Raw genomic sequence first — 26,591 nt, 5'->3', positions numbered from 1 at the left:
GCTGGGGCCAGGGGGCGGACGGGGGCGGAAGCGCCGGCGCCCGCCGCGCCGCCGGCGCCGGTTCCGGCTGCCGTGACCGCGTCCGGATCCGCGTCCGCGGGGGCAAGCGCCGACGTGGTGGATGAGGCGCAGGCCGGCGCCACCATCGTCGACCTCGCGCCCGCGGAGACGGCCGAGGCGGCCGGGCCGGCGGCCCCGCTCACGGAGCTGCGTGTGCTGCCGCCGCAACAACATGCCGGCCGCATCGCCAAGAATGAAGGCCAGCGCGAACTGCATGCCGAGCGCCAGCGTCCGGCCGCGCACGCCGCCACGTTCAAAGCCGCGCCGCGCAGCGCCACCGGCAAGGCGTCCTCCGCTGCCGCCGTGCGCGGCGCGGCGCTGGCCCACGCCGAGCCGCGCAGCCGCCGTCCCGCTGCGCAAGCCAGGCCGGCGCCGGCCACGGTCGACACCGACGTCGCCCTGATCTCGGCCATCATCCAGCACGCCAACAAGCGCCAGGAGGCCGAGGAAGCCGCCAATAAGCCATAACAAAACGCCAAGCTGTCGTAAAAAAGCCCCGCTACTGCTGGGTAAAGCAAAGCCGCGCCGCTATACTGTACAAAGTTACAGTATGGTGCGACATGATCAGGGTTCTGGAAAACGAGTTTTATTATCTGGATAACTTCCAGCGCGTCCTCGACTGGATCGCCCAGCGCTACGCCGACCTCCTCGACGGCGAGGAGCTGACTTTCATCCAGGCCTTCGCCCAGCTGCCCCGCCCTGCCCAGGCCCTGTTCGTGCGCATGGTGATGCGCAAGGGCAGCCTGTTCCGCGCCTCGAAGATGAACTACCCGGAGATCGGCTGCCCGGTGGCCGCCGCGCAGGACCTGCTGCCGACCGGCTGGATCGTCGCCGATCCGGTGCTCGACATCGACGGGCTGTTCGAGCTGCTGGTCAAGCCCGAAATCGTCGAGGCCTTCGCCCTGAAAGCCCCGTTGAAGGCGGCGCGCAAGGACGAGCAGCTGGAAGCGCTGCGCGGGCAGCATGCCGAGCCGCGTCCCTTCTCGCAGTGGTACGCCGGCTGCTCCGACACCGTGTGGACGATCCAGGTGAAGCCCCTGTGCGACCGCCTGCGCCTGGTTTTCTTCGGCAACCTGCACCAGGACTGGACCGAATTCGTGCTGGCCGACCTGGGCCTGTTCCGCTTCGAGCAGGTCGAGTTTTCCGAGGCGTCGCGCGGCTTCCGTTCGCGCCGCGACATCGAGCACTACCTGCAGCTGCACGCCTGCCGCGAGCGCTTCTACGAGCTCGAACCGGGCGGCGAAGATTTTCGGGAGGTGCTGCAGGCAGTCCTGCAGGATGTGCCGCGCCACGGCTTCGACAACGACTGGCTGGACAGCCGCCGTGAAAAACTCCTGTTCGCCATCGGCCAGCAGTTCGAGAAGGACAAGGACTGGGAGACCGCCCACGCCGTCTACGCGGAATGCCGCTTCCCCGGCGCCCGCTCGCGCGCCATGCGCGTACTCGAGAAGGACGAGAAATTCGACCAGGCCTACGCCCTGTTCTGCGCGGCCGAACAGGCGCCGGAAAGCGAGGCCGAACGCCAGCACCTGCTGCGTATCGGCCCGCGCCTGGCGCGTAAACTCGGCCACGCCAAGGTGAAAGCGCGCAAGGCGCCGCCGCCCGCGCGGCTCGATCTGAACCTGCCCCGCATTTTGACTGACGCGGGCGGCGAATGGCGCGTCGAAGGCGTGGTGCTGGAGCACCTGCACCGCGACGAAGCGCCGGTCTTCTACGTCGAGAACACGCTGGCGAATACCCTGTTCGGCCTGCTGTGCTGGCCGGCCGTGTTCGCGGCCATCCCCGGCGCCTTCTTCCACCCCTTCCACCGCGGCCCGGCGGACCTCTACAGCCCCGACTTCCACCAGCGCCGCGCGCGCGAGTTCGAAGCCTGCCTGGCGCGCCTGGACGACGGCAGCCACATCGAGGCCATCCTCGCCACCTGGGAAGAGAAAGCCGGCATCCAGTCGCCTTTCGTGTCCTGGGACTATCTCGACCGCGCCATCCTCGACATCGCCCTGCACTGCATCCCCGCGTCTCACCTGAAGCTGTGGTTCCAGCGCATCCTGCAGGACGTGAAGGACAACCGCACCGGCTTTCCGGACCTGATCCAGTTCTTCCCGGCCGAGGGTCGCTACGAGATGATCGAAGTGAAAGGCCCCGGCGACCGCCTGCAGGACAACCAGCTGCGCTGGATCGACTACTGCAGGGAGCACGGCATGCCGGTGACCGTGTGCTACCTGCAGTGGCAGGAGGCGGCTTGACCGGCTACACCGTCGCGGTCAGGGCCCTGTGCGAGTTCACCGCCAAGCAGGGCGATCTCGACCTGCGCTTCACGCCCTCGCCCACGGCCCTGGAAGGCATCGCCGGCCACGCCGTGGTCGCCTCGCGACGCGGCGAGCATTACCGCGCCGAAGTCACGCTCGAAGGCGACTACGGCCTGCTGCACGTGCGCGGCCGCGCCGACGGCTACGACCCGGACCAGAACCTGATCGAGGAAGTGAAAACCTATCGCGGCCAGTTCACCAGCATCCCCGACAATCACCGCCACCTGCACTGGGCCCAGCTGCGCATCTACGGCCACCTGATGTGCGAACAGCTGGACATGGCGGAGGTCAACCTGGCCCTGGTCTACTTCGACATCGGCAGCCAGCAGGAGACCCTGCTCCGCGAGACCCGCACGCGCGCCGAGCTGAAAGCCATCTTCGAAGACCACTGCGGCCGCTTCATCGCCTGGGCCGAGCAGGAAATGCGCCACCGCGAAGCGCGCAACGACGCCTTGACCGGCATGCGCTTTCCGCACGCGGACTTCCGCCCGGGCCAGCGCCAGCTCGCCGAAGCCGTGTTCCGTGCCAACGCCGCCAAGCGCTGCCTGCTGGCCCAGGCACCGACCGGCATCGGCAAGACCCTCGGCACCATGTTCCCGGCCCTGAAGGCGGCGCCGAAGGAGAACATCGACAAGCTGGTCTTCCTGGCCGCGAAGACGCCGGGGCGCAAGCTGGCGCTCGACGCCGCGGCCACGCTCAAGACCGGCGGCACCGAATCTGGCACCATCGCGCTGCGCGTGCTCGAACTGACCGCGCGCGACAAGGCCTGCGAGCATCCGGACAAAGCTTGCCACGGCGACGCCTGCCCGCTGGCGCGCGGCTTCTACGACCGTCTGCCGGCGGCGCGCGCCGCCTGCCTGGGCGCCCCGCTGCTGGACCGCGAGACCCTGCGCAGCATCGGCCTCGAACACGATGTCTGCCCCTACTACCTGGGCAGCGAGATGGCGCGCTGGAGCGACATGATCGTCGGCGACTACAACTACTGGTTCGACGGCGGCGCCATGCTGTACGCGCTGGCGCTGGAGCGAGGATGGAAGGTGAGCGTGCTGGCCGACGAGGCCCATAACCTGGTCTCGCGCGCACGCGGCATGTACAGCACTTCACTGGAACGCGGCAGCCTGCGCGCGGCCCGCGCCGTGGCGCCGCCCGCCGTGCAGAAACCGCTGGAAAAGGTCGGCCGCGCCTGGACCGAGGCGGGCAAAAGCGCCCCGCTCCCCTACCAGGTGCTGGACGCGATACCGCAAAAGCTGCTGGACAGCCTGCAGAACGCCACCAGCGCAATCACAGAGCACCTCGCCGAATCCATGGCGGAAGGGGCCCTGGACCCGGCGCTGCAGGCGTTCTACTTCGACGCCCTGCAGTTCCAGCGCCTGGCCGAATCCTTCGGCGAGCATTCCCTGTTCGACCTCACGCGCACGGACGAGCGCGACACCACGCTGGCGATCCGCAACCTGGTGCCGGCGCCCTTCCTGAAGCCGCGCTTCGAGCTCGCCCATTCGACCACGCTGTTCTCGGCCACCCTGAGCCCCTGGCACTACTTCGCCGACCTGCTCGGCATGCCCGAGGACACCGCCTGGATCGACGTCGACTCGCCTTTCGTCGCGAGCCAATTGAAGGTGGAAGTGGCGCGCGGGATCTCGACGCGCTACCAGCACAGGAAAAGCTCGCTGGTCCCGATCGCCGACCTGATGGCGCGCCAGTACGCGGACAAGCCCGGCAACTACCTCGCCTTCTTCTCCAGCTTCGACTACCTCGAGCAGGCCGCGGACACACTCGCCCAGCGCCACCCGGAGATCCCGGCCTGGCGCCAGTCGCGCCGCATGAGCGAGATGGAGCGTACTGCGTTTCTGGAGCGTTTTACCTCCGAAAGCACAGGCATCGGCTTCGCGGTGCTGGGCGGCGCTTTCGGTGAAGGCATCGACCTGCCCGGCGCGCGCCTGATCGGCGCCTTCGTCGCAACGCTCGGCCTGCCGCAGGTGAACCCGGTTAACGAGCAGCTGCGCGAACGCCTGCAGGCGCTGTTCGGCGCCGGCTACGACTACGCCTATTTATATCCCGGCCTGCAGAAGGTGGTGCAGGCGGCCGGCCGCGTGATCCGCACCGAGCAGGACGAGGGCACGGTCTGGCTGATCGACGACCGCTTCGCACGGCCGGAGGTGCTCGAACTCCTGCCGGCCTGGTGGGACGTGGAAGCCCGCGCTAACGCATCAGCTCCCTGAGTTTGGCGTAACCGCTGCGGCTCACCGGAATGCGCGCCCCACCGCGCAGTACCGCGCAATGGCCATCCTTCCCGGACGGCTCGATGCGTTCGATAGCGGCCAGGCTCACGATGTAGGAACGGTGCACGCGCAGGAAGGCGCCCGGATCCAGCTGTTCCTCCAGCTCCGACAAACGCTGGCTCTTCAGCCAGGCCTTGCCGGCCGCGACCACCTGCACGTAGTCGTCCTGGGCCTCGATGTAGTCGATGGTGGACGCCATCACGACCTGCACGCGTGTGCCGTCGCGGATCAGGATGCGCTCCAGCGGTGCGCGCCTTTGCGCGGCTTCGCTGGCCGCGGCGACGGCTTCCAGCGCCGCGGCGCCGGCCTGCGGACTGCCGAGACGCTCGCGCGCATGCGCCAGCGCCTGCTCCAGGCGCTCGCGCGAAAAAGGCTTCAGCAGGTAGTCCAGCGCATGCACTTCGAAGGCGCGCAGCGCGAACTGGTCGTAGGCGGTGACGAACACGTATTGGGCGCATTTACTACCTCCTGCTCCCGCCAGTTCCACCACCTCGAAGCCGTCCAGCTTGGGCATCTGGATGTCGAGGAAGACCAGCTCCGGCGCCAGTTCGGCGATCGCCTTCACGGCTTCGAATCCGTTGGCGCATTCGCCCACGATCTCCACGTCCGGGTAGACGGCCAGGTATTCGCGCAGCACGGCGCGCGCCAGCAGCTCGTCGTCCACGATGATCACACGCATGCTCTCAGCTCTCCTCTATGGTTTCCATGGCCTCCGCCGGCAGCGCCAGCTCGACCCTGAAGCGATCGTCCTCGCGCGTCCAGTGCACGCTGGCTTCGATCCCGTAAGCGGCGGCGAGCCGTCTACGCACGTTCTCGAGGCCGACGCCGCCCGAGCCTTCGCTCGGGCCTTTCACGCCCACGGTATCCGGATCGACGTCGTTCGCGACCACGATGCGCAGCAGCGACCCCGCACGCAGCGCGGACAAATGCACGCGGCCAGGTTCGATCATCTGCCCGATGCCATGCTTGACTGCGTTCTCCACCAGCGGCTGCAGCAGCATCGGCGGCACCAAGCAGGACAGCGCGTCGGGCGCCGCCTCGGCCTCGAAGCGCAGGCGCTCGCCGAAGCGCACCTGCTCGATCGCGACGAAGTCCCGCACCAGTTCCAGTTCGCGGCTCAACAAGACCTTGCGCTCCGCATGCAGGCCCAGGCTGAGGCGGAAGAAGCCGGCCAGGCGCAGGGTCATCGCGCGCGCCGCGCCGGGGTCGATCGAGGTCAGCGCGCTGATCGAGTTCAGGCTGTTGAACAGGAAGTGCGGATCGACCTGGGTGCGCAGCATGCGCAGCTCGGCGTCCTGTGCCATCAGGCGCGTCTCCAGTTCGCGGGTCTCGAGCTGGCGCACGCGCTCGGCTTCGATCAGGAGGTAGTTCACGGCGGCGGCGAGGCCATACAGGATCACGCCCAGCGCGAACATGGTCGCCAGCCGCGCCGCATCCAGCTCGAACAACTCGCCTTCCGGCATGAAGGTGCGCAGCAGCGCGGCCCAGGCAGAGCCGATCGCGCACCACAGTCCCGCCGCGCAGGCCGCCGTGGCGCCGACCCCGCCGACGATCGCGGCCGGGTGCTTGTGGCCGATCGGGTAGGCGCGGCATACGTAATAGGCGGAGAAGGCGGTGGCGTTGGCATAGACGATCGCCAGCGGCACCGCGAACAGCAGGCTGGCGCCCCAGCCCGCGCCGCCGGCGGCCAGCAGCGCGGCGGTCGCCAGGCCCAGCATCAGCCAGGCCAGCATATAGAGCAGCGCCGCATACCACCTGGAGACCACGCCGTGCATCGTCCCGCCTTAGTTGCGGACTTCGACGCCGCCCATCACGGCGTAGCCGGTGACCACCAGGCGCTTGCTGTTGTCCGGCGGGCGCGCGGTCTTTTCCGTGAAGCCGCCCATGATCGGCGAGCCGTGCAGAACGACGGTCCAGTCGGCCGGTACCTTGATCGTGATCCCGCCCCAGATCGCGAAGACGTTGATCACGGCTTCGCCGGCCAGCCCGGCTTCGCGCAGGTCGATCTCGCAGCCGCCCATGATCGCTGTGATCTCGCCGCCGCGGAAGTCCGGCGTGCTGACGCGGCGCTCGAAGCCGCCGAGGATGGCGGTGATGTCGATCACGTTGTCGGCCTTGGCATCGTCCTTGGTATAGGGACCGGCATGGACGCGCACCACGCGCCCGCCGCCCAGCGTGCGGTACAGGATTAGCCCGCCCAGGCCTATCATCACCAGCGGCCAGAAGGTGCGCCAGCTGATGAAGTAGTAGCCGAGGCGGTTCATGGTCATCGCCACGCCGATCGCGATCAATACGATGCCGGTGATGCGGCCGCTGCGTGGGCCGTCGCTGAACAGGGCCACCAGGCCCGAGGCGACGAAGGCCAGCGGCCAGAAGAAGATCACGTGGCGCAGGTAGATGATGTTCAGGTTATCGAGCAGGAACAGCACGCCGAAGGCTACCACCAGCAGGCCGATCACGACCTGGCTGCCGGCGCGCGCGTTCTGGCTGGTTTCATTGGCCATGGCTGCCTCCCTTCTTGTCGAAGCAGCCCTGGCGGGTGCGGTCCGGGTTGGCGCCGAAGCGGCGCTCGGCGATCGGGCGCACGGCCATGCCGATGCCGCCCACGATGATGAACAGCGGCCAGCTGTTGAACCAGTTCAGACCGAACAGGCCTTCGAACACGGCGAACAGCCACAGGCCGATGAAGACGGTCCACAGGCCGTTGACGAATTCGCGTGCGCTCGGATAGCCGATGGTCTGGTTGATGCCGGCCACGACCAGCAGCAGCGGCGCGTAGTGCCACAGGCGGTCGATTTCGTAGATGTCGAGCTGGTCCAGCAGGAACGCCACGCCCAGTCCGATCAGCAGCAGGCCCCACAGGACCTGGCGCCGCAGGTGATACGATGCTTCGCTGTTCATTGAGTCCTCCTTGTTGGAATGAGGACAAGATAACCGGGGACGGGCCGGCAGCGGAAGTGCTTTTCGGCGAATGGCGGGGAAAGGCCGGCGAACGGCGGCGCGATCGGCGAACTACGGGCGAACTACGGGCGAACCGCGGGCGAACCGCGGGCGCAAAAAAACCCGCCGCGTCGCCGGGGCGGGTTTCTTGCGCTGGCGCTGGTCCCGGAACAGGTACCAGGCGCGCCCGGTCTCAGACCGCTGGTTGCGCGAGGACCATGTTCGGCTGGCCCTTTTGCAGATTGCGGTACTTGGCGCGGGCGATGGCCTGTTTGACGGCTTCGCGGGCGACGTTGGTCTTGTAGATCTCGGCACGTTCTTTCTTGCCGCGGTGCTGGGCGATGTGTTTGTTGCCGATTTTCTTGGTCATGGCGCTCTCCTGTGAGGCTGGGGTTGGCGCCCGTTCAGGAACGCGAGGAGCCCATCTTGTCGTCGTCGTGCGAGTGCATCAGCATGCCCCAGCCGAGCTGGCGCCGGATTTCTTCCGGCGTCGGCGGCGGTGCACTTTCCTTCGTGCGGCGCTCGAGGTACTCGCGCACGAGGTGCTTCGGTGGATGACTCGTCGTTGGCAAAGACATGAACAACCTCCGCTTCCCAAAGGGCGTGGAATCTGGTGCCGATCCTCGAGGCGACCGGCTAACCTGTTGAGGTGGTTGGCGGCCTGCGTATTCGCTGGCGTCCTCACTCAACGCCTTCATCTTATCGAAGCACGCCTGCGGACACCGTTAGGTGACGCACACTTCAAAAAAAAGGGGAGCCGGAGCTCCCCTTGAACGACAACGGAAAACGACGGCGCTTAGAACTTGTAGCGCAGGTTCAGGTAGTACTGGCGGCCGCTCACGTCCAGCTTCTGCTGCTCGTCTTCGCTGTAACGATAATAAGCGCGGCGCACGTTGGTGAGGTTGGTCGCGCTGAAGGACAGCGACATTTGCGGCGTCAGGTTGTAGCTCGCATTGAACGCCAGCGTGGTCACCGGCGAGGCCATGGTCGGCGCCGAAGGCATCAGGATGCCCTGCACGGTCGACTGGCCCTGGCTGTTGGCGGTCGGCGCCGGCGCGGTGCTGCTGTTGACGTACTCGCTGCGGTAGTTCGCCACCAGGCGCATCGACACCTTGTCGTTCTCGTAGTAGCCGCCCAGGTTGGCCGCCCATTCGGACGCACCGACCATCGGACGGCCGTCGTCGACCTTGGTCTTGGCGCGGCTCACGTTGCTGGTGAAGCCGAAGCCGGTGCTGCCGAACGGCTGCTCGTAGGACAGCTCGATGCCGCCGATGCGGGCGCCCTGCTGGCTCGAGGTGTTGATCGCATAGGTCTTCAGGCCACCCGATTGCGAATCGTACAGGTCGATGCTGGAGCCGCCGGTGGTGCCGGTCTTCACGTAACCGTTGATCTTCGAGTAGAACAGGTCGACGCCCACCATGGAACGGCGCGCGAAGTACCAGGCCCACGACAGGTCGAGGTTATCCGACGTGAGCGGGTGCAGGTCCGGATTCGGACCGGTCACGTGGCAGCCCTGCGCATCGCAGACCGGGGTTCCCAGGCCGGCACCCAGGATGTTGTAGTTCTGGCGGCCGATGGTGCGGCTGGCGCCGAAGCGTACCAGCATCTCGTTTTCGTCTTCCTTGCGCAGCTGGTAACGCAGGTTCAGGCTCGGCAGCCAGTTGTTGAACTTCTTGTCCGTTTTGGCATAGTAGTACATGTTGCCGGTCAGCGGATTGAACGGGTAGGTGGCCTGGTCGTCGTAATACTGCTGCAGGTCGCCCGCGGTCGTGATCGCGTCCGGGAAGGCCGCGCACGGGATCGCCGGCTGGTTCGGCGCCGAGCGCTGGCAGACACCGGCCGCGATCGGGGTCGGGATGTCGGCGTTGACGCGGGTCTGCACGAAACGCAGGCCGAGATTGCCGGACCACTTCTCGCCTTCGAGGTTGGCCATCAGGTAGGCCGAGGTCTGGCGCTCGCGCATGTGCAGTTCGGACGCGATGCGGCGCTCATACTGGTCGCTGGTTTCCTTGGTATTGGTGGCGAAGTAGTCCCGCAGCACTTCCGGCGGGAAGGTGTAGCCGGTATTGTCCCAGCCGGCCGGGCCGTTCAGGCCGTTGCCGAAGTCCGACGGCCACGGGATGGTGGTGGTCGGTCCGGGTGCCACCAGTACGCCGCCCACCGAGAACGGTGCGTGGTACGCCGGGTAGCGGCGTTCGCTGTCGCGGTGGTGGTCGGCGTAGCGCAGGCCGGACTCCAGCGATTCCACCCAGCCTTTGCGCAGCTTGTATGCGCCGTCGATCTGGCCGCTGATCTCGCGGTCGCGGGTCTTCAGGCCCGAGATGGTGCGTCCCACCAGCTGGTCCGGCTTGATGCCGGTGCCGTAGTACTTCACATAGGGCGCATTGTCCACGTCGCCGAGCGCGAACGAGGTGCCGGTGCCGAAGCTGGCGTAGGTCAGGCCCTGGTCGGCGTCGGTCTTGCCGACGCCGCGGGTGGTCGACAGCAGCGTCTTCAGGGTCAGGTCATCGTTGACGCGCCAGCTGCCGTTCAGGTCCAGGAAGGAACTGGTGGCGTTGGCGCCGTCGCGGTAGAAGCCTTCGGTGTTGCCGATATACTGCGGCACGGTCCCGGCCGGGAACATGATGTCGGCGCTCTTGAGCACGCGGATGGTGTCGCCGTACAGTGTGGTTTCGTTGACGATCACCGGGTTCTTGATCGAAGCGAAGACCTGCGCGCCGCCCGGCAGGCCGGTGGCGTTGGTGTTCGGTGCAGCGGCGCTGGTGGCGCCGTCCGCCAGCGAGGCTTTACCCAGCAGCATCGAGTACATCGCGCCGGCCTTCAGGCGGCCGTAGTTATTCGCGTTCATCGACGAGTGGAAGCCCGTCAGCGTGAAGTCCATGTCGCGGTTCGGCTTGAACTCCAGCGACAGCACGCCGCCCTTGCGGTCGCGCACGCCTTCGACGAATTCGGTGGCCATCGAGCCCGGCATGCGAACGCCGTTCAGGTCCGACGCCTTCAGGCCGGTGCCGGCCAGCGATTCGTCGGTGATGCCCTTCATGGTGCTGGTGTTGATCACATCCCAGCCGCTGCTGGTGCCGTAGGCCAGGCGCGAGGAAGAATCGCGTCGCACGTAACGCTTCTGTGCGAAGCCCTGGAAGATGAAGCCGAAGGTGTTCGCTTCGTTCTTCCAGTTGATGCTGGCGTCGATGTCGGGGCCGAACTTGCCCGGCAGGGTCGCGTAGCTGCTGCCGACGCTGACCACGCCCGACAGGCGCTCCTTGGCCGCCAGCGGCTTGCGGGTAGTGACATTGATGGTGCCGGACAGGCCGCCGTCGACGATGTCGGCCTGCGAGGTCTTGTAGACGATGGCCTGGTTCAGAACCGAGGACGGAATCAGCGACAGGCTGGTCGAGCGGCTGCTCGAGGCCTGGTCGCCGACGTACCAGTCGCCGCCGGACACGGTGTGGCCGTTGAAAATGATGAGCGACATGTCGGGATTGGTGCCGCGCATCGACACCTTCTCCGCTTCGTCGTAGTCGGTGCGGACCGCCACGCCCGGCAGGCGCTGCAGCGAGTCGGCAATGTTCTTGTCAGGCATCTTGCCGACGTCTTCGGCGGTGATCACCTCGACGTTGGCGGTCGCATCGCGCTTCACCGCCAGCGACTTCGCCATCGAGGCGCGGATACCGGTCACTTCGACGGTCTGGATGGCGTTCGCGCCAACGGTAGCCCCGTTCTGGGCCAAAGCGGGCAGCGCAGCCAGACCCAGCGCGACGGCGACGGCGGCTGCAAGCGGCTTCTGTTTCAACATTCTCACTCTCCTGAATAGTTATGCGAGGGCAGGTGTATCCCTGCCGCGCGCACAGTATTGACGATAGTGAAACTGTTGGATAATGATAATCAGTGTAGAAACCATAACCTCAGGGAATGTTTACTAGCCGATGAGAACACGGGGTTATACTCGTCCGCATAATTTTCATTTTGCAAATGCCTTACCGCCGCGCTAGCGTGCGGCATTGCATCTGCCTCGGAGACACCCATGCGTTTTGCCTGCCTCTTGCTCGCCGCCGCCTTCGCCGGCTGCGCCACGAAACCTGTTGCGCCGCCGCCCGCCGTGGCATCCCAGCCACAGGCCCCGGTCACGATCGAGACCATCCTGCAAAAACAGATCTATCAGATGAGCCCGGTTGAAGCGGGACGTTATGTGGCCTGGGTGCACCAGTCCGAGCCCGACCTGCGCAAGCGCATCGCGGCGATCGGCCGCAAGAACATCGGCCAGCCCTACACCCTGAACCTGCTGGGCGAATTCCCGTATGAGGTACACGACAACCTGCCGATGTTCAGTCTCGATCACAGCGACTGCGTGGTGTTCGCGGAACACACTTATGCGATGGCGCTGTCGAAGTCGTGGGAAGAATTCTTCTGGATGCTGCAGCGGATCCGCTACCGCGACGGCGTGATCGGCGTCGCCACGCGCAACCACTACACCGAGATGGACTGGAACGTCGCCAACCGCTGGCTGGTCACCGACATCAGCGCGGAACTGGCCGGCGCCGCCGGTCCGTCGTATTCGATGACGGTGGACCGGGCGCGCTTCCTGAAGACCCGCCACCACACCGAGCGCAACATCCCGGTCGAGACCAGCCGCCAGGCCTATGTGGCGAAGGACCAGGTGGCGGCCATCGCCGGCCAGCTGCAGGAAGGCGATTTCGTGAACGTCATCTCGACCCGCAACGGCGAGTACTGGGCCTCGCATGTGGGCCTGGTGGTCCTGGGCGCCGACGGCCAGCGCCACTTCCTGCATTCGTCCGAACCGCGGGTAGCCGAAGAGACCTTCGAGTCCTTCATCGCGCGCGCCGCGGCACGTGAGGAACGGAACCGCAAGGAAGGCAAGAACGGCCAGGTGCTGGCCGGTTTCAAGTTCCTGCGCCTGAACGAGAACATCGTGGTACCGCCGATGGCGCCGCAGCCCCGCCCGGGCGCCTGATCCTTTCTTCCTCCCCTCCTCCCTCGCGGGCCGCTCGATGCGGCCCGTTTTCTTTTGGGCTTTTCATTTCCTATTTTCATCTTTATTCCTGCAATTAGGAAATAAATTAAATCAGGCAATTAATTTCTCATTTCCAAAATAGCAGAGAAAGATTTAATTCCCTTATGCCGGTTGAGCATGGTCAAACCCATCAATCTTTCCAAATCGGATAATAAACTTACTCAGCAATAAGCAATCTAAAAAGCGGCCATTTTTACTCTTCCCAAAATTATTTCCGCGAAATAAGACATAAGAAATAAATACCAGCCTCGATTTAGCCAGGCTATATCCCCGAGAAAAAGATAACCCGCAACCACGTAGCCTTCCGAGATCATGCCAAAGCTAAATCAGGGCCTTGTCGGCCAGTTTTGCTCCAGGATGGTGTCCCTGCACCGCAGGACCAAAATCGCCATGATGGTGACAGCCGACCTGATCGCGCTGCCATTCTGCTTTCTCGTCGCAATGCTGCTGCGCGGCGGCGATCTGAAACTCGCATCCCATTTCGGCCCCGCTTCTTATGTATTGGTGGCGGTAGTGACGATTGCGGCCTTTTCCGTCTCCGATCTTTACCGCGCCGTCATTCGGTTTATTGATCAACGTCTATTGAGCGTCACGGGACTGGCATTGGCGGTCGCGATTTTATGCGCGTATATCGTGATGTTCGCGATTAACGAGGAACGATTCCCGCGCAGCGCCCTGACGATTTACTGGTTTATCGTGTTTTCCTATGTGGTCGCCTCGCGGGTGGGAATGCGTAATTTCCTGCGCAACCAGAATGCGAAACAGCGCTGCGCCGCCGAAGTGGTGGCCATCTATGGCGCCAGCGAAGCCGGGGCCCGCCTGGCCCAGGCCATGCGCGGCAGCGACGAATACCGCCCGGTCTGCTTTTTCGACGACAAGCACGCCCTGAGCGAGCGCAACGTCGCCGGCCTGCGCGTCTTCCATACCGACCGCCTGGCCGAGATCGTGCAGGCCATGTCCGTCCGCTCCATCGTGCTGGCCCTGCCGGGGGTGTCGCCGGAACGCCTGCGCGACATCATGCAGCGCCTGGCCCAGGCCGGCGTCGCCACTAAGATCCTGAGCCGCCTGGTCGATCTGTCCGACGACAAGATCTCGCCGCGGGAAACCATCCGCGAGCTGAAGTTCGAAGACCTGCTGGGCCGCCCGCCGGTGCCGCCGCGGGTCGACCTGTTCGCCCGCTGCGTGCGCGGCAAGACCGTGCTAGTCACCGGCGCCGGCGGCTCCATCGGCAGCGAGCTGTGCCGCCAGATCGTCACCGTCGCGCCCAGCCGCCTGCACCTGCTCGACCATTCCGAATTCGCGCTGTACACGATCCGGCAGGAACTGATCTCGCGCTTCCCCGACATTCCCATCGAGGCCCACCTGGGGTCGGCCTGCAACGCCGAACTGGTCGAGCGCATCCTGCGCGAGGGCAAGGTCGACACCATCTACCATGCCGCCGCCTACAAGCACGTGCCGCTGGTGGAAACGAACATCGTCGAAGGCCTGCGCAACAACGTGGTCGGCGCCCAGGTGATCGCGTCCCAAGCCGCCCGCCACCGCGTCGAAACCTGCGTGCTGATCTCCAGCGACAAGGCGGTGCGCCCGACCAACATCATGGGCGCCAGCAAGCGCATCGCCGAGCTCATCTTCCAGGCGGCCGCGGCCCGGCATGGCGCCCACACCACCTTCTGCATGGTCCGCTTCGGCAACGTGCTGGGCTCCTCCGGCTCCGTGATCCCGCTGTTCCAGCGCCAGATCGCCCGCGGCGGCCCGCTGACCATCACTCACCCGGAAGTCTCGCGCTACTTCATGCTGATTCCCGAGGCCGCGCAGCTGGTGATCCAGGCCGGCGCCATGGCCAAGGGCGGCGACGTGTTCGTGCTCGACATGGGCGAGCCGGTGCGCATCGTCGACCTGGCGCGCACCATGATCGCCCTGCACGGCCTGACCGAGAAGAACACCCAGAACCCGGCTGGCGACATCGAGATCCGCTACGTCGGCCTGTTCCCCGGCGAGAAGCTGCACGAGGAGCTGCTGACCGACGGCGTGGTCTTCCCCAGCGACCATCCGCGCATCATGCGCATGAAGGAAAACGCCCTCCATCCCAGCGTGCTGGAGACCTTCATCACCTGCCTGATGATGGCCTGCGAGACCCACGAGCGCGCCATGATCGAGTCGATGGTCAAGGCCATCGTCACCGAATACACCCCGCAGCAGGTCCCGAATGCGCCCGCGCCGGTGCCGGTGGCGGCAGCACCACGGCTGGGCCTGATAAGAAAATTCGTGCCGTTCCGTATTTAACTTTTTGACGAGGACACTCATGCGTGACGAAAGCAAACCGGCATATCTCGAACAGCTGACCGAGCGGCTGGACAAACGTACGGCCGTGATCGGCATCATCGGACTTGGCTATGTCGGCCTGCCGCTGACCCTGCGTTATTCCGAGGCGGGCTTCCGCGTCCTCGGCATCGACATCGACGGCGCCAAGATCGAGCGCCTGAACCGCGGGGAAAGCTATATCAACCACATCAAGGCGGCCGACATCGCCCGCGCCCGCGAACGCGGCTTCGAAGCCACCAGCGACTTCACCCGCGCCGGCGAGCCGGACGCCCTGATCATCTGCGTGCCGACCCCGCTGAACGCCTACCGCGAGCCGGACCTGTCCTTCGTGCTCGACACCGCCGACGCCCTGCTGCCCTTCATGCGGCCGGGCCAGGTGCTGTCGCTGGAAAGCACCACCTATCCCGGCACCACCGACGAGGAACTCAAGCCGCGCCTGGAATCGCGCGGCTTCCTGATCGGACGCGACGTGTTCCTGGTGTTCTCGCCCGAACGCGAAGACCCGGGCAATCCGAACTTCCACACCCGCACCATCCCCAAGGTCTGCGGTGGCGTCACCCCGGCCTGCCTGGAGGCCGGCATCGCCCTCTACAGCCCGGCGATCGACAAGGTGGTGCCGGTCAGCTCGACCCGCGCCGCCGAGCTGACCAAGCTGCTGGAGAACATCCACCGCGCCGTCAACATCGGCCTGGTGAACGAGATGAAGATCATCGCCGACCGCATGGACATCGACATCCACGAGGTGATCCGCGCGGCCGCCACCAAGCCCTTCGGCTTCACCCCCTACTATCCGGGCCCGGGCCTGGGCGGCCACTGCATCCCGATCGACCCGTTCTACCTGACCTGGAAGGCGCGCGAATACGGCCTGCATACCCGCTTCATCGAACTGGCCGGCGAGATCAACAGCGACATGCCGCACTGGGTGATCGGCAAGGTCACCGACGCCCTGAACCGGCGCGGCAAGTCGGTGATGGGCAGCCGCGTGCTGGTGCTGGGCATCGCCTACAAGAAGGACGTCGAGGACATGCGCGAATCGCCCTCGGTCGAGATGATGGAGATCCTGCGCGAGAAAGGCGCGGTGGTCGACTATGCCGACCCGCATGTGCCGAGCTTCCCGCGCATGCGCGAGCATTACTTCGACCTCAAGAGCGTGGAATTGGATCCGCAGTCCATCGCCTCCTACGACGTGGTGCTGCTGGCGACCGCCCACAGCGGCTTCGACTACGAACTGATCCGGCAGTACGCCGCCCTGGTCGTCGATACCCGCGGGGTCTATCCGACTTCGCTGCCGAACGTCGTGAAAGCCTGAGGACCGCCATCATGCGCCACTATCCCGCCCCCATCCAGGACCGCAAGATCCGCTTCGCCTTGGTCGGCTGCGGCCGCATCGCCAACAATCACTTCGAGGCGCTGCGCAAGCAACAGGACCGCGCCGAGCTGGTCGGCGTCTGCGACGTCGATCCGCGCGCTCTCGACCGCGCCGTCGGCCTGACCGGCGCCGAAGGCTACGGCAACCTGGAGCAGATGCTGCGCGAAATCGATGCCGACATCGTCGTGGTCACCACGCCGTCCGGCCTGCATCCCGAGCAGGCCATCCAGATCGCCCACAGCGGCCGCCACGTGATGACGGAAAAGCCGATGGCGACCCGCTGGGAGGACGGCAAGCGCATGGTGGCTGCCGCCGACGCCGCCGGGGTGCGCCTGTTCGTGGTCAAGCAGAACCGCCGCAACGCCACCCTGCAGCTGCTCAAGAACGCGGTCGACAAGAAGCGCTTCGGCCGCATCTATATGGTCAACCTCAACGTGTTCTGGACCCGCCCGCAGGAGTACTACCGCAGCGCCAAATGGCGCGGCACCTGGGAATTCGACGGCGGGGCCTTCATGAACCAGGCCAGCCACTACGTCGACCTGATCGACTGGATCGTCGGCCCGGTCGAGAGCCTGCAGGCTTATACCGCCACCCTGGCGCGCGACATCGAGGTCGAGGATACCGGCGTCCTGAGCCTGCGCTGGCGCAATGGCGCGCTGGGTTCGATGAACGTCACCATGCTCACCTACCCGCGCAACCTGGAAGGCTCGATCACCATCCTGGGCGAGCATGGCACCGTGCGCATCGGCGGCGTGGCGGTGAACGAGATCCAGCAATGGGAGTTCGCCACCCCCGACCCCGACGACGAGAAGGTGAGCGACGCCAGCTACGAGACCACCTCGGTCTACGGCTTCGGCCACCCGCTCTACTACGACAACGTGATCAAGGTCCTGCGCGGCGAGGCCGAGCCGGAAACCGATGGCCGCGAGGGGCTGAAGTCGCTCGAGGTGCTGATCGCCGCCTATAAATCGGCGCGCGACGGCAAGCGCGTGGCCCTGCCGCTGGAGTACTGATCGTGAACGCGCCTCTCGAATCCCATGCCGTGCACGCCAGCGCCATCGTCGACGAGGGCGCGGTGCTCGGCCCCGGCACCCGGGTCTGGCATTTTTCCCACGTCTGCGGCGGCGCGCGCATCGGCGCCGGCTGCTCGCTCGGCCAGAACGTCTTCGTCGGCAACGACGTCGTGATCGGCGACCGGGTCAAGATCCAGAACAACGTCTCGGTCTACGACGCCGTCACCCTCGAGGACGAAGTGTTCTGCGGGCCCAGCATGGTGTTCACCAACGTCTACAACCCGCGCTCCGGCATCGTGAGGAAGGATCAATACCGGCGCACCCTGGTGCGGCACGGCGCCAGCATCGGCGCCAACGCCACCATCGTCTGCGGCGTAACCGTCGGCGCCTATGCCTTCATCGGCGCCGGCGCGGTGGTCAAGCAGGACGTGCCGGACTTCGCCCTGATGGCCGGCGTGCCGGCGCGCCAGGTCGGCTGGATCAGCCGCTTCGGCGAACGCCTGCCGCTGCGCCTCAGCGGCAACGGCGAGGCCACCTGCCCGCATACCGGCGAGGTCTACCAGCTGGTCAACGGCGTCTGCAGCCTGCTTCCCTCGCACTCCCAACTCTGACCGGAGCGACAAGACATCATGGAATTCATCGACCTCAAGTCCCAATACCAGGCATCGCGCGAGCTGATCAACGGCCGCATCCAGGCGGTCCTCGACCATGGCCAGTACATCATGGGCCCCGAAGTCGGCGAGCTCGAAGCGCGCCTGGCCGAGTACACCGGCGCGCGCCACTGCATCACCGTGGCCTCGGGCACCGAAGCCCTGCTGGTCGCGCTGATGGCCCTGGGCGTGGGACGCGGGGACGAAGTGATCACGACGCCGTTCACCTTCATCGCCACCGCCGAGGCCATCGTGCTGCTCGGGGCGACCCCGGTCTTCGTCGACATCGATCCCCTCACCTGCAACATCGACCCGGCCCTGATCGAGGAAAAGATCACGCCCAGGACGCGGGCCATCATCCCGGTGTCGCTGTACGGCCAGCCGGCCGACATGGACGAGATCAATGCCATCGCCGAACGCCACGGCCTGGCCGTCATCGAGGACGCCGCCCAGAGCTTCGGCGCCAGCTACCGCGGCCGCCAGAGCTGCAACCTGTCCGGCATCGCCTGCACCAGCTTCTTCCCCAGCAAGCCGCTGGGCTGCTACGGCGACGGCGGCGCCCTGTTCACCAGCGACGACGAACTGGCCAGGGCCATGCGCGAGATCCGCGTGCACGGGCAGTCCAAGCGCTACGTGCACACCCGCATCGGCGTCGGCGGCCGCATGGACACCCTGCAGTGCGCCGTGGTGCTGGCCAAGCTCGAACTGTTCGACTGGGAACTGCAGCAGCGCCAGCGCGCCGCCGCCACCTACGACGCCCTGCTGCTCGGCAATGAAGCCGGCGTACGCCCCATCCTGCGGCGCGAGGACCGCACCAGCGTGTATGCGCAGTACACGGTGGTGCTGGAACAGCGCGCCGAGCTGCAGGCGGCGCTGGCGGCGGCGAAGATCCCGACCGCCGTGCACTATCCTGTGCCCATCCACCGCCAGCCGGCCTATGCCCACCTGGACCCAGCGGCCGCCTGCCCGGCGTCGGACGCCCTGGCCGGCAAGGTGATGAGCCTGCCGATGGGGCCCTACCTGTCGGACGCCGAGATCCGCACCGTGTGCGATACGCTGCTGCGCGCCGCACAGGAAACCGGCGCGGCCACCGCTGCGGTCTTGAGCGTATGAGCCTGCCGGGCTTCTGGAAACATGTCGGCACCGTACTGGGCGGTGCGCTCGGGGCCCAGGCCATGCCCCTGCTGGCCGCGCCCCTGATCACTCGCATGTGCACGCCCAGCGAAATGGGCGCCTTCTCGGTCTGGCTCGGGGTCGTCGCCGTCTCCGCCATCGCGGCCACCCTGCGGCTGGAAACGGCGATGATCCTCGACCACGAGAAGGAGCAGCAGCGGGTCTGCTTCAGCGTGGTGCTCTACACGGCCTCGATCACCGCGGTGCTGGTGTCGCTGGCTGCGATGGGCGCCCACGCCTTCGGGCTGCCCGCGCTGCGCGAGCAGTCCTGGCTGGCGCTGGCGGTGATCGGCCTGGGTACCTGGCTGACCGCCTACACCCAGACCACGCTGGCCTACGCCACCTCGCACAAGGCTTTCGGCAAGGCCGCCCGCGCCAAGGTCTGGGGCGCGGCCACGATCGCGCTCAGCCAGCTGGTCCTGCTGTACTTCGGCGCCGGCGAGTTCGGCCTGCTCGCCGGGCAGTTGATCGGCCTGACGGCCGGGCTGTTCGCCGCCAACCTGCTGCTGCGCCCACCTTCGCCGCGCCTCACGCTGCGCCTGGACCATTCGGCGACGGCCTATCTGCTGCGGCACCAGAAGTTCTGGCGCTTCTCGCTGCCCTCGAACCTGCTCAACGCCCTGGTCAGCCAGATGCCGCTGTTCCTGATCGGCATGCGCCATGGCGCCCTGGCCGCCGGCCTGTACGCCCTGACCAACCGCGTGCTGGCCGCCCCGGTTTCGCTGCTGGCCGCCTCGGTACTGGAAGTGTTCAAGCGCGAATCCGTCCAGGAATTCGAAACCGTCGGCAACTGCCGCCGCGCCTACCGCTACACCTTCAAGGCCCTGTCGCTGCTGGGCCTCGGTCCGGCCGTGGTGCTGCTGCTGTTCTCGCCCCAGCTGTTCGCCTTTGCCTTCGGCGCCAACTGGCGCCCGGCCGGCGAGCTGGCGCAGATCCTGGCGCCACTGTGCTTCCTGAACTTCATCGCCAGCCCGCTCAGCTATGTGTTCTTCGTGACCGGCCGGCAGAAAGTCGACCTGTTGTGGCAGGTCGCCCTGTTCCTGATGACCCTGTGCGCCTTCCTGGCCCCGGGAACGCTGCGCCAGAACGTGCTGTGGTACACGATCGGCTATTCGATGCTCTACCTGGTCTACCTGCGCATGTCCTACGAATGCTCCGGGAACAGGCTGGCGCCGGCATGAAGCGATGGACAGCACGATGAAAACGAGCACCCACAGGCCCGGCACGAACACGCGCGAACAGCTGCTGCTGAACTCGGCGTTCTTTCTGCTGTTCCCAGGCTTCTTCTATTACCACACGCTGCTGGGCACGGGCACCACCGGGGCCTTCCTGGGCGGCTACTTCTCGCCGATCTCGATCGCCTACATGCTGCCGCTGTTCTTCGTGTACTACCGGCGCATGCGGCTGGACGCCCGGCGCCGCTCCGCGGTCGACCTGCACTACGGCCTGTTCAACGCCTACTTCGTGGCCGTCATCATCGTCAACGCCGCGGCGGGCGCCAACCGCGCCATCATCGCCAACCACCTGGTCTGCATCCTGTTCATGGTGAACACCTTCATCATGTTCACCTTCATCGATTTCGAGCACCGCCAGTTCCGCCTGATGGCCCTCGCCAGCCTGGCCGGGATGTCCGCCATCGCCTTCAGCTTTTCCGTCAACGGCGTGTTCTACCTGGGCGCCCTCGGCATCGCACGGGACGCCGAAAGCCTGGCCACCTACCAGGGCTTCGCGCGCTCCTACCTGATGACCTTCCTGCCGGTGGTCGCCTACACCCGCTCGATGCCGCTGCGCCTGGCCCTGTACGCGGTCGGCGCGGCGACCCTGTTCGTGAATACCGCGCGCAGCGAGTTCGCGGCCCTGCTGTTCGCGATCCCCATCATCGAATTCTATTTTTCGCGCCACAAGCTGGTCTTCCTCGGCCTGGCGGTGGTGATCGGCATGGCCATCTACGTCCACCTCGACGACATCATCGCCCCCCTGCCGGAAAGCCGCATCCTCGAACTGGTGGACCTGTCGCATTCGACCTCGGCCAACAAGCGCCACCACCTGACCGTGTACGCGCGCCAGACCATCGCCGCCCATCCCATCCTCGGTGACTACGCCAGCTATGCGCCCGGCTATTACTCGCACAACGTGCTGTCGGCCTGGGTCGACCTGGGACTGTTCGGCTTCGTCTACGTGCTGGCCATCACCATCGTTCCCGCAATCCCGATGTTCTTCAAGGAGTACCTGGCGGGCCGCCGGCGCCCGGAATTCATCCTCGGCTTTTCCATGGCCTGCGTCACCGTCCTGCTCTTGATTTCTTCGCACTTCTTCACCGACATGCTCATCGGAGCAACGCTCGGCGCTTACTCGCAATACCGGTTCGAGAGAAAATATGGCAAATATCGTCCACCTCACCTCAGCCCATCCCCGCTACGACACGAGGATCTTCGTCAAGCAATGCCGCAGCCTGGCAGCTCGCGGGCATGAGGTCACCCTGGTCGTGGCGGACGGCCTGGGCGAGGAGCGGGCCGACGGCGTGCGCATCCTCGACGTCGGCCGCCCCGGCGGGCGCCTGCACCGCGTGCTGCGCACCACCGGCCGGGTGCTGCGCGCCGCGCTCAGCCTCGACGCCGACGTCTACCAGCTGCACGACCCGGAGCTGATCCCGGCCGGACTGCGCCTGAAGCGGCGCGGCCGCCAGGTCGTGTTCGACTCGCACGAGGACGTGCCAACCCAGCTGCTGGCCAAGCCCTACCTGAACCGCTTCTCGCGGCACCTGCTCTCGAGCGTCTTCGCCGCCTATGAACGCCGCGCCTGCCGCCGCTTCGACGGCCTGATCGCGGCCACGCCCTTCATCCGCGAACGCCTGGCCGGCATCAATCCGAACACGGTGGACGTCAACAACTATCCGGTGCTGCAGGAATTCGACGCGGCCCCGGACTGGGACCACAAGGCGATGGAAGTCTGCTACGTCGGCAGCATCTCCGAGATCCGCGGCATCCGCGAGCTGGTGCGCGCCTGCGAACTGCTGCGCACGCCCGCGCGCCTGTCGCTGGTGGGCAGCTTTTCGGAGGCGGCGCTGGAGCGCGAGGTCATGGGCTATCCCGGCTGGGAGCGGGTCGACCCCCACGGTCACCTGGACCGCGCTGGGGTGCAGCGCGCGATGGGCCGCGCCATGGCCGGCCTCGTCACCCTGCATCCGGTGGTGAATTACCTGGATGCGCTGCCGGTCAAGATGTTCGAGTACATGGCGGCCGGACTGCCGGTGATCGCCTCGCGCTTCCCGCTGTGGCAGGAGATCGTCGAAGGCAACGGCTGCGGCGTCTGCGTCGATCCGCTCGATCCGGCCGCGATCGCGGCGGCCATCGACGATTTCTGCCGCCACCCGCAAAAGGCCCGCCTGATGGGCGAAAACGGCCGCCGCGCCGTCCACGCCCGCTACAACTGGCGCGGGGAGGCCGACAAGCTGCTGGCCTTCCACGACGGCCTCGCCCTTTCACCCACCCGTACCGCCTGACCATGAACACCTTCCTGCGACGATACGACACCCTGAGCGCCACCCTGCGCGAGCTGCTGCGCATGCCCGTGGCGCGCCTGCAGTTCGATTCCCGCATCGAGCCCGAGGACATCGCGAAGACCTACCGCTACTACACGCGGCGGCATCCGCGCTACAAGCTCATCGGCAACAAGACCATGGGCGCGGCCCTGATCGACCTTGGCCGCTTTACCGGGCCGCCGGCCTATCTGGAGGAGATCCAGGGCAAGAACCGGGGCGCCTGGCACGCCAAGCGGGCCCGATCGCGCGGCTATGTCTGCACCGAGATCGAGCGCAACGAGTACGTCGACGCCATCCACGCGATCAACACCTCGCTGGAAGAGCGCCAGGGCCGGCCGATGGACGACAAGTACCGCGAGAAGGTCATGCGCTTCGAGCGCCAGCCCCACTTCAGCTACTACGGCGTGCTGGACCTTGAGGGCAGGCTGGTGGCCTACGCCAACATCGGCCACTACGGCAATTTCAGCGCCTTTTCCCAGCTGATCGGGATTCGCAACAACGACGGCATCATGCATTTGCTGATGGTCGACATCGTCAGCCGCCTGCTGGAGGAAAAGCGGGTGCGCTACGTCATGTACGACACCTTTTTCGGCGCCCAGCCCGGCCTGCAGCAGTTCAAACGCATCCTCGGTTACCAACCCTATCGTGTGAAGTACAGCCTGCAATGAAGAAGCTGCTCAACCGCTTGTACGCGGACTACCTGATGCCGTCACGGATGGCGGAATACGAAGCGCTGCTGCTCAAGGCGGCGCAGGCGGGCTACCGGCAGCTGTCGGTGCGCTCCTTCTACCGCGAGGTCCACGCCGGCGAGGACCCGGGCAAGGTGCTGGTGCACCGCCACGACATCGACAGCGACCTGCGCACCGCCCGCAAGATGTTCGACCTGGAAGTGAAGCATGGAGTCCAGGCCAGTTACTACTTCCGCCTCAGCACCCTCGACTACGGCTTCATGCGCGAGATCGAGGCGGCCGGGGGCGAGGCCAGCTACCACTACGAGGAAGTCGCTACCTATGCCAAGCGGCATCGCCTGCGCTGCGGCGACTCGGTGCGCGAGCGCTTCCCGGAAATCCGCGAAATGTTCGTGCGCAATTTCACCCGCATCCGCGAGCAGCTGGGCATGCAGATGGCGACCGTGGCCAGCCACGGCGACTTCGCCAACCGCCGGCTGAAGGTCATCAACCACGAGCTGCTGCGGGACGAACAATTGCGCCGGCGCTGCGGCATCGAATGCGAGTCCTACGACACCGAGCTGCTGCGCCACTTCGACCTCTACATCAGCGACCGCCCCTACCCGGTCTATTACTACCCGATTTCGCCCTTCGCGGCGCTGGGCCAGCACGAGCGCATCTGCTTCCTGACCCACCCCGTGCAATGGGAAACCAACTGGCTGGAAAGCACCCGCTGCAACCTGCAGCGGCTGGCCGAGGAAGTGGCGTGGCACCGATGAACATCCTGCTGATCAACCATTACGCCGGCTCCGTGCGTCACGGGATGGAGTACCGGCCCTATTACCTGGCGCGCGAATGGGTGCGGCAAGGTCATAAAGTGACCATCGTCGCCTCCTCCGAGTCGCACGTACGCACGCTGGCGCCGGGCATGGGCGGCGCCGCGCAGCTGACGGAAACAATCGACGGCATCGACTACCTGTGGCTGGCGACGCCGCCCTACCGCGGCAACGGCCTGGCCCGGGTGCGCAACATGGCGGCCTTCGTCATGCGCCTGCGGCGGGAAGGCGCGGCGCTGGCGGCCAGGCTGAAGCCGGACGCCGTGATCGCCTCCAGCACCTATCCGCTCGACATCTGGCCGGCGCACCGCATCGCCCGCCTGGCCGGCGCGCGCCTGCTGTTCGAGCTGCACGACCTGTGGCCGCTCTCGCCGATGGAGCTGGGCGGCTACTCGCGCTGGCACCCCTTCATCATGCTGCTGCAGGCCGCCGAGAATTTCGCCTGCCGCCGCGCGGATGCCATCGTGTCCATCCTGCCGCGCGTGCGCGAGCACCTGGAAGCGCACGGCATGGCGCCTTCGAAACTGCATCTGGTGCCGAACGGCGTCGATCCGGCCGAATGGGAAGGCGCCCCGGCGGCGCTGCCGGTAGCCCTGGCCGACACCCTGGACGAGTTGCACCGCCAAGGCAAATTCGTGGTCGGCTATGCCGGCACCCATGGGATCTCGAATGCCCTCGAAACCTTGCTCGACGCGGCGGCCAGGCTGCGCGGCCAGCCGGTGGCCTTCGTGCTGGTCGGCGGCGGCCCCGACAAGCCGGCCCTGCTGCGGCAGGCAATCGAGCTTGGCCTGGAGAACGTGCATTTCTTCAACCCGGTGCCGAAAGCCCAGGTGCCGGCCCTGCTGGCGCGCTTCGACCTCGCCTACATCGGCTGGCGGCGCCAGCCCCTGTACCGCTTCGGCATTTCGCCCAACAAGCTGATCGACTACATGATGGCGGCCCGTCCCATCCTGCATGCGGTCGAGGCCGGCAACGACCCGGTGGCGGAAGCCGGCTGCGGCCTGACGGTGCCGCCGGAACACCCGCAGGCGGTGGCCGACGGCATCCTCAACCTGCTGGCGATGGGCGCCGAGTGCCGCGCCGTGCTCGGCCAGCGCGGCCGCCGCTTCGCCCTTGCCAACCACACCTATCCCGTCCTCGGACGCCGCTTCCTGAACGCATTTGCTGGAGAACCTAGCCATGGCTGAACATCACGAGTCCGAAGCCGCAACTGTCGCCGCCGCTGCCGCTGCCGCCGTCACCGAGCCCGCGTCCTTCCTGCCCTTCGCCCTGCCGGATATCGACGAGGCCGAGATCGAGGCCGTGGTCGCCTGCCTGCGCTCGGGCTGGGTGACGACGGGACCGGCCACGCGCCAGTTCGAACAGGATTTCAAGACCTACCTGGGCGGCGAGGTCGAGACGATCTCGGTGAATTCCGCCACCGCCGGCCTGCACCTGGCCCTGGAGAGCCTAGGCATCGGCCCCGGCGACGAGGTGATCGTGCCCACCCTCACCTTCACCGCCACCGCCGAGGTGGTGCGCTATCTCGGCGCCAGGCCGGTCTTCGTCGACGTCGAACCGGAACGGATGAACCTGTCCATCGAAGCCGTCGAGGCCGCCATCACGCCGCGCACCCGCGCCGTGCTGCCGGTCCACTACGCCGGCCTGGCCTGCGACATGGACGCCCTGCTGGCCCTGGCCCGGCGCCACGGCCTGCGCGTGGTCGAGGACGCGGCGCACGCCTTCCCGACCCGCTACAAGGGCCGTCTGGTCGGCACCCTGGAGAGCGACATCACCGTCTTCAGCTTCTACGCGAACAAGACCATGACCACTGGCGAAGGCGGCATGGTGGTCACGCGCGACGCCGAACTGGCGCGCCGCATCCGCCTGATGCGCCTGCATGGCATCAGCCAGGACGCCTTCAACCGCTATGTCTCGCGCACCCCGGCCTGGTATTACGAGGTGGTGGCCGCCGGCTTCAAGTACAACCTGACCGACATCGCCTCCAGCATCGGCATCCAGCAGCTGCGCAAGATCGACCGCTTCTGGCAGCGCCGCGAACACCTGGCGCGGCGCTACCACGAAGCCCTGGCCGGGCTGCCTCTGCAGTTGCCGCCGCTGGCCGATACGGCGAACGGCAGCACCCACGCCTGGCATCTGTACGTGGTGCGCCTGGCGCCGGAAGCAGGCATGGGGCGCGACGAGCTGATCCTGAAGCTGTCGCAGCGCGGCATCGGCACCAGCGTCCACTTCATTCCGCTGCACCGCCAGCCGGTATGGCGCAATTCCTGCGAACTGTCGGCCTCGCAATTCCCGATCGCCGAAGCCTGCTACGAGCGGATCCTGAGCCTGCCCCTGTACACCAAGATGAGCGACGCCGACCAGGACCGCGTGATCGCCACCCTGCGCGAGCTGCTCGCATGATG

At 66.3% G+C, this 26,591-nt stretch carries 22 protein-coding genes and 1 pseudogene; 16 read left to right on the top strand and 7 right to left on the bottom strand.

Annotated features, from left to right (window positions below):
- The 3 genes and pseudogenes from LQV39_RS16835 to LQV39_RS16825 all read left to right on the top strand — a co-directional run.
- A pseudogene (locus tag LQV39_RS16835) lies at positions 1–528 on the top strand (hypothetical protein); the annotation flags it as partial.
- Positions 529–620: 92 nt separating this feature from the next.
- Complete coding sequence (locus LQV39_RS16830) at positions 621–2,303, top strand: VRR-NUC domain-containing protein (RefSeq protein WP_230027277.1); 1,683 nt, start codon at positions 621–623, stop codon at positions 2,301–2,303.
- Positions 2,300–4,585 (top strand): ATP-dependent DNA helicase, encoded by a 2,286-nt coding sequence (locus tag LQV39_RS16825; protein WP_230027276.1) that lies wholly within the window; start codon positions 2,300–2,302, stop codon positions 4,583–4,585. Before LQV39_RS16830 ends, LQV39_RS16825 begins: the two co-directional genes overlap by 4 nt.
- On the opposite strand, the gene LQV39_RS16820 is transcribed toward LQV39_RS16825, so the two are convergent.
- The 7 genes from LQV39_RS16820 to LQV39_RS16790 form a co-directional block, all read right to left on the bottom strand.
- Complete coding sequence (locus tag LQV39_RS16820) at positions 4,566–5,324, bottom strand: LytTR family DNA-binding domain-containing protein (protein WP_230027275.1); 759 nt, start codon at positions 5,322–5,324, stop codon at positions 4,566–4,568. The two genes, LQV39_RS16825 and LQV39_RS16820, sit on opposite strands and share 20 nt — an antisense overlap.
- A 4-nt stretch (positions 5,325–5,328) precedes the next feature.
- A complete protein-coding gene (locus LQV39_RS16815) occupies positions 5,329–6,420 on the bottom strand; it encodes a sensor histidine kinase (RefSeq protein WP_230027274.1) in 1,092 nt (363 codons plus the stop codon).
- 9 nt (positions 6,421–6,429) lie between these two features.
- Entirely contained in the window at positions 6,430–7,149 is a 720-nt protein-coding gene (locus tag LQV39_RS16810; protein ID WP_230027273.1) for a LiaI-LiaF-like domain-containing protein, read from the bottom strand.
- Entirely contained in the window at positions 7,139–7,546 is a 408-nt protein-coding gene (locus tag LQV39_RS16805; protein WP_230027272.1) for a LiaI-LiaF-like domain-containing protein, read from the bottom strand. The genes LQV39_RS16810 and LQV39_RS16805 overlap by 11 nt, the downstream gene beginning before the upstream one ends.
- A gap of 232 nt (positions 7,547–7,778) precedes the next feature.
- Positions 7,779–7,955 (bottom strand): hypothetical protein, encoded by a 177-nt coding sequence (locus LQV39_RS16800; protein ID WP_230027271.1) that lies wholly within the window; start codon positions 7,953–7,955, stop codon positions 7,779–7,781.
- Positions 7,956–7,989: 34 nt separating this feature from the next.
- Complete coding sequence (locus LQV39_RS16795; RefSeq protein WP_230027270.1) at positions 7,990–8,163, bottom strand: hypothetical protein; 174 nt, start codon at positions 8,161–8,163, stop codon at positions 7,990–7,992.
- Positions 8,164–8,381: 218 nt separating this feature from the next.
- The gene (locus LQV39_RS16790; protein WP_230027269.1) at positions 8,382–11,378 is read right to left on the bottom strand and encodes a TonB-dependent receptor; all 2,997 of its coding nucleotides are present in this window, start codon (positions 11,376–11,378) and stop codon (positions 8,382–8,384) included.
- A gap of 228 nt (positions 11,379–11,606) precedes the next feature.
- Here LQV39_RS16790 and LQV39_RS16785 point away from each other — a divergent pair, with 228 nt between their 5' ends.
- From LQV39_RS16785 to LQV39_RS16725, 13 genes are all read left to right on the top strand, one after another.
- Entirely contained in the window at positions 11,607–12,554 is a 948-nt protein-coding gene (locus LQV39_RS16785) for an N-acetylmuramoyl-L-alanine amidase-like domain-containing protein (RefSeq protein WP_230027268.1), read from the top strand.
- Between the two features lie 372 nt (positions 12,555–12,926).
- A complete protein-coding gene (locus LQV39_RS16780) occupies positions 12,927–14,897 on the top strand; it encodes a nucleoside-diphosphate sugar epimerase/dehydratase (RefSeq protein ID WP_307727856.1) in 1,971 nt (656 codons plus the stop codon).
- Between the two features lie 19 nt (positions 14,898–14,916).
- The gene (locus LQV39_RS16775) at positions 14,917–16,245 is read left to right on the top strand and encodes a nucleotide sugar dehydrogenase (protein WP_230027267.1); all 1,329 of its coding nucleotides are present in this window, start codon (positions 14,917–14,919) and stop codon (positions 16,243–16,245) included.
- Between the two features lie 11 nt (positions 16,246–16,256).
- Complete coding sequence (locus LQV39_RS16770) at positions 16,257–17,318, top strand: Gfo/Idh/MocA family protein (RefSeq protein WP_230027266.1); 1,062 nt, start codon at positions 16,257–16,259, stop codon at positions 17,316–17,318.
- A 2-nt stretch (positions 17,319–17,320) separates the two neighbouring features.
- Entirely contained in the window at positions 17,321–17,929 is a 609-nt protein-coding gene (locus LQV39_RS16765; RefSeq protein WP_230027265.1) for an acyltransferase, read from the top strand.
- A gap of 18 nt (positions 17,930–17,947) precedes the next feature.
- Positions 17,948–19,081, top strand: a complete 1,134-nt coding sequence (locus LQV39_RS16760) for a DegT/DnrJ/EryC1/StrS aminotransferase family protein (protein WP_230027264.1) — start codon at positions 17,948–17,950, stop codon at positions 19,079–19,081.
- Positions 19,078–20,322 (top strand): lipopolysaccharide biosynthesis protein, encoded by a 1,245-nt coding sequence (locus LQV39_RS16755; protein ID WP_230027263.1) that lies wholly within the window; start codon positions 19,078–19,080, stop codon positions 20,320–20,322. The genes LQV39_RS16760 and LQV39_RS16755 overlap by 4 nt, the downstream gene beginning before the upstream one ends.
- A 16-nt stretch (positions 20,323–20,338) precedes the next feature.
- On the top strand, positions 20,339–21,613 hold the full coding sequence (locus LQV39_RS16750; RefSeq protein WP_230027262.1) for a hypothetical protein: 1,275 nt from the start codon (positions 20,339–20,341) through the stop codon (positions 21,611–21,613).
- On the top strand, positions 21,519–22,643 hold the full coding sequence (locus LQV39_RS16745) for a glycosyltransferase family 4 protein (protein WP_230027261.1): 1,125 nt from the start codon (positions 21,519–21,521) through the stop codon (positions 22,641–22,643). The genes LQV39_RS16750 and LQV39_RS16745 overlap by 95 nt, the downstream gene beginning before the upstream one ends.
- Before the next feature lie 2 nt (positions 22,644–22,645).
- Positions 22,646–23,350, top strand: coding sequence for a hypothetical protein (locus tag LQV39_RS16740; protein WP_230027260.1), 705 nt, complete (start codon positions 22,646–22,648; stop codon positions 23,348–23,350).
- Positions 23,347–24,129, top strand: coding sequence for a hypothetical protein (locus LQV39_RS16735; protein WP_230027259.1), 783 nt, complete (start codon positions 23,347–23,349; stop codon positions 24,127–24,129). The genes LQV39_RS16740 and LQV39_RS16735 overlap by 4 nt, the downstream gene beginning before the upstream one ends.
- Positions 24,126–25,373 (top strand): glycosyltransferase family 4 protein, encoded by a 1,248-nt coding sequence (locus LQV39_RS16730; RefSeq protein WP_230027291.1) that lies wholly within the window; start codon positions 24,126–24,128, stop codon positions 25,371–25,373. Before LQV39_RS16735 ends, LQV39_RS16730 begins: the two co-directional genes overlap by 4 nt.
- Positions 25,366–26,589: a DegT/DnrJ/EryC1/StrS aminotransferase family protein gene (locus LQV39_RS16725; RefSeq protein WP_230027258.1), complete on the top strand. Its 1,224-nt coding sequence runs from the start codon at positions 25,366–25,368 to the stop codon at positions 26,587–26,589. The genes LQV39_RS16730 and LQV39_RS16725 overlap by 8 nt, the downstream gene beginning before the upstream one ends.
- Positions 26,590–26,591 lie beyond the last annotated feature (2 nt).

The organism is Massilia sp. Bi118, assembly GCF_918697865.1.
GTDB lineage: Bacteria > Pseudomonadota > Gammaproteobacteria > Burkholderiales > Burkholderiaceae_D > Telluria.
This window is presented reverse-complemented; position numbering and strand designations above follow the sequence as displayed.

Excerpts from the sequence above, each read along its gene's own strand:
- LQV39_RS16830 (WP_230027277.1), top strand. The coding sequence starts at position 621 with ATGATCAGGGTTCTGGAAAACGAGTTTTATTATCTGGATAACTTCCAG.
- LQV39_RS16820 (WP_230027275.1), bottom strand. The coding sequence starts at position 5,324 with ATGCGTGTGATCATCGTGGACGACGAGCTGCTGGCGCGCGCCGTGCTG.
- LQV39_RS16815 (WP_230027274.1), bottom strand. The coding sequence starts at position 6,420 with ATGCACGGCGTGGTCTCCAGGTGGTATGCGGCGCTGCTCTATATGCTG.
- LQV39_RS16810 (WP_230027273.1), bottom strand. The coding sequence starts at position 7,149 with ATGGCCAATGAAACCAGCCAGAACGCGCGCGCCGGCAGCCAGGTCGTG.
- LQV39_RS16805 (WP_230027272.1), bottom strand. The coding sequence starts at position 7,546 with ATGAACAGCGAAGCATCGTATCACCTGCGGCGCCAGGTCCTGTGGGGC.
- LQV39_RS16800 (WP_230027271.1), bottom strand. The coding sequence starts at position 7,955 with ATGACCAAGAAAATCGGCAACAAACACATCGCCCAGCACCGCGGCAAG.
- LQV39_RS16795 (WP_230027270.1), bottom strand. The coding sequence starts at position 8,163 with ATGTCTTTGCCAACGACGAGTCATCCACCGAAGCACCTCGTGCGCGAG.
- LQV39_RS16790 (WP_230027269.1), bottom strand. The coding sequence starts at position 11,378 with ATGTTGAAACAGAAGCCGCTTGCAGCCGCCGTCGCCGTCGCGCTGGGT.
- LQV39_RS16785 (WP_230027268.1), top strand. The coding sequence starts at position 11,607 with ATGCGTTTTGCCTGCCTCTTGCTCGCCGCCGCCTTCGCCGGCTGCGCC.
- LQV39_RS16780 (WP_307727856.1), top strand. The coding sequence starts at position 12,927 with ATGCCAAAGCTAAATCAGGGCCTTGTCGGCCAGTTTTGCTCCAGGATG.
- LQV39_RS16775 (WP_230027267.1), top strand. The coding sequence starts at position 14,917 with ATGCGTGACGAAAGCAAACCGGCATATCTCGAACAGCTGACCGAGCGG.
- LQV39_RS16770 (WP_230027266.1), top strand. The coding sequence starts at position 16,257 with ATGCGCCACTATCCCGCCCCCATCCAGGACCGCAAGATCCGCTTCGCC.
- LQV39_RS16760 (WP_230027264.1), top strand. The coding sequence starts at position 17,948 with ATGGAATTCATCGACCTCAAGTCCCAATACCAGGCATCGCGCGAGCTG.
- LQV39_RS16755 (WP_230027263.1), top strand. The coding sequence starts at position 19,078 with ATGAGCCTGCCGGGCTTCTGGAAACATGTCGGCACCGTACTGGGCGGT.
- LQV39_RS16750 (WP_230027262.1), top strand. The coding sequence starts at position 20,339 with ATGAAAACGAGCACCCACAGGCCCGGCACGAACACGCGCGAACAGCTG.
- LQV39_RS16745 (WP_230027261.1), top strand. The coding sequence starts at position 21,519 with ATGGCAAATATCGTCCACCTCACCTCAGCCCATCCCCGCTACGACACG.
- LQV39_RS16740 (WP_230027260.1), top strand. The coding sequence starts at position 22,646 with ATGAACACCTTCCTGCGACGATACGACACCCTGAGCGCCACCCTGCGC.
- LQV39_RS16735 (WP_230027259.1), top strand. The coding sequence starts at position 23,347 with ATGAAGAAGCTGCTCAACCGCTTGTACGCGGACTACCTGATGCCGTCA.
- LQV39_RS16730 (WP_230027291.1), top strand. The coding sequence starts at position 24,126 with ATGAACATCCTGCTGATCAACCATTACGCCGGCTCCGTGCGTCACGGG.
- LQV39_RS16725 (WP_230027258.1), top strand. The coding sequence starts at position 25,366 with ATGGCTGAACATCACGAGTCCGAAGCCGCAACTGTCGCCGCCGCTGCC.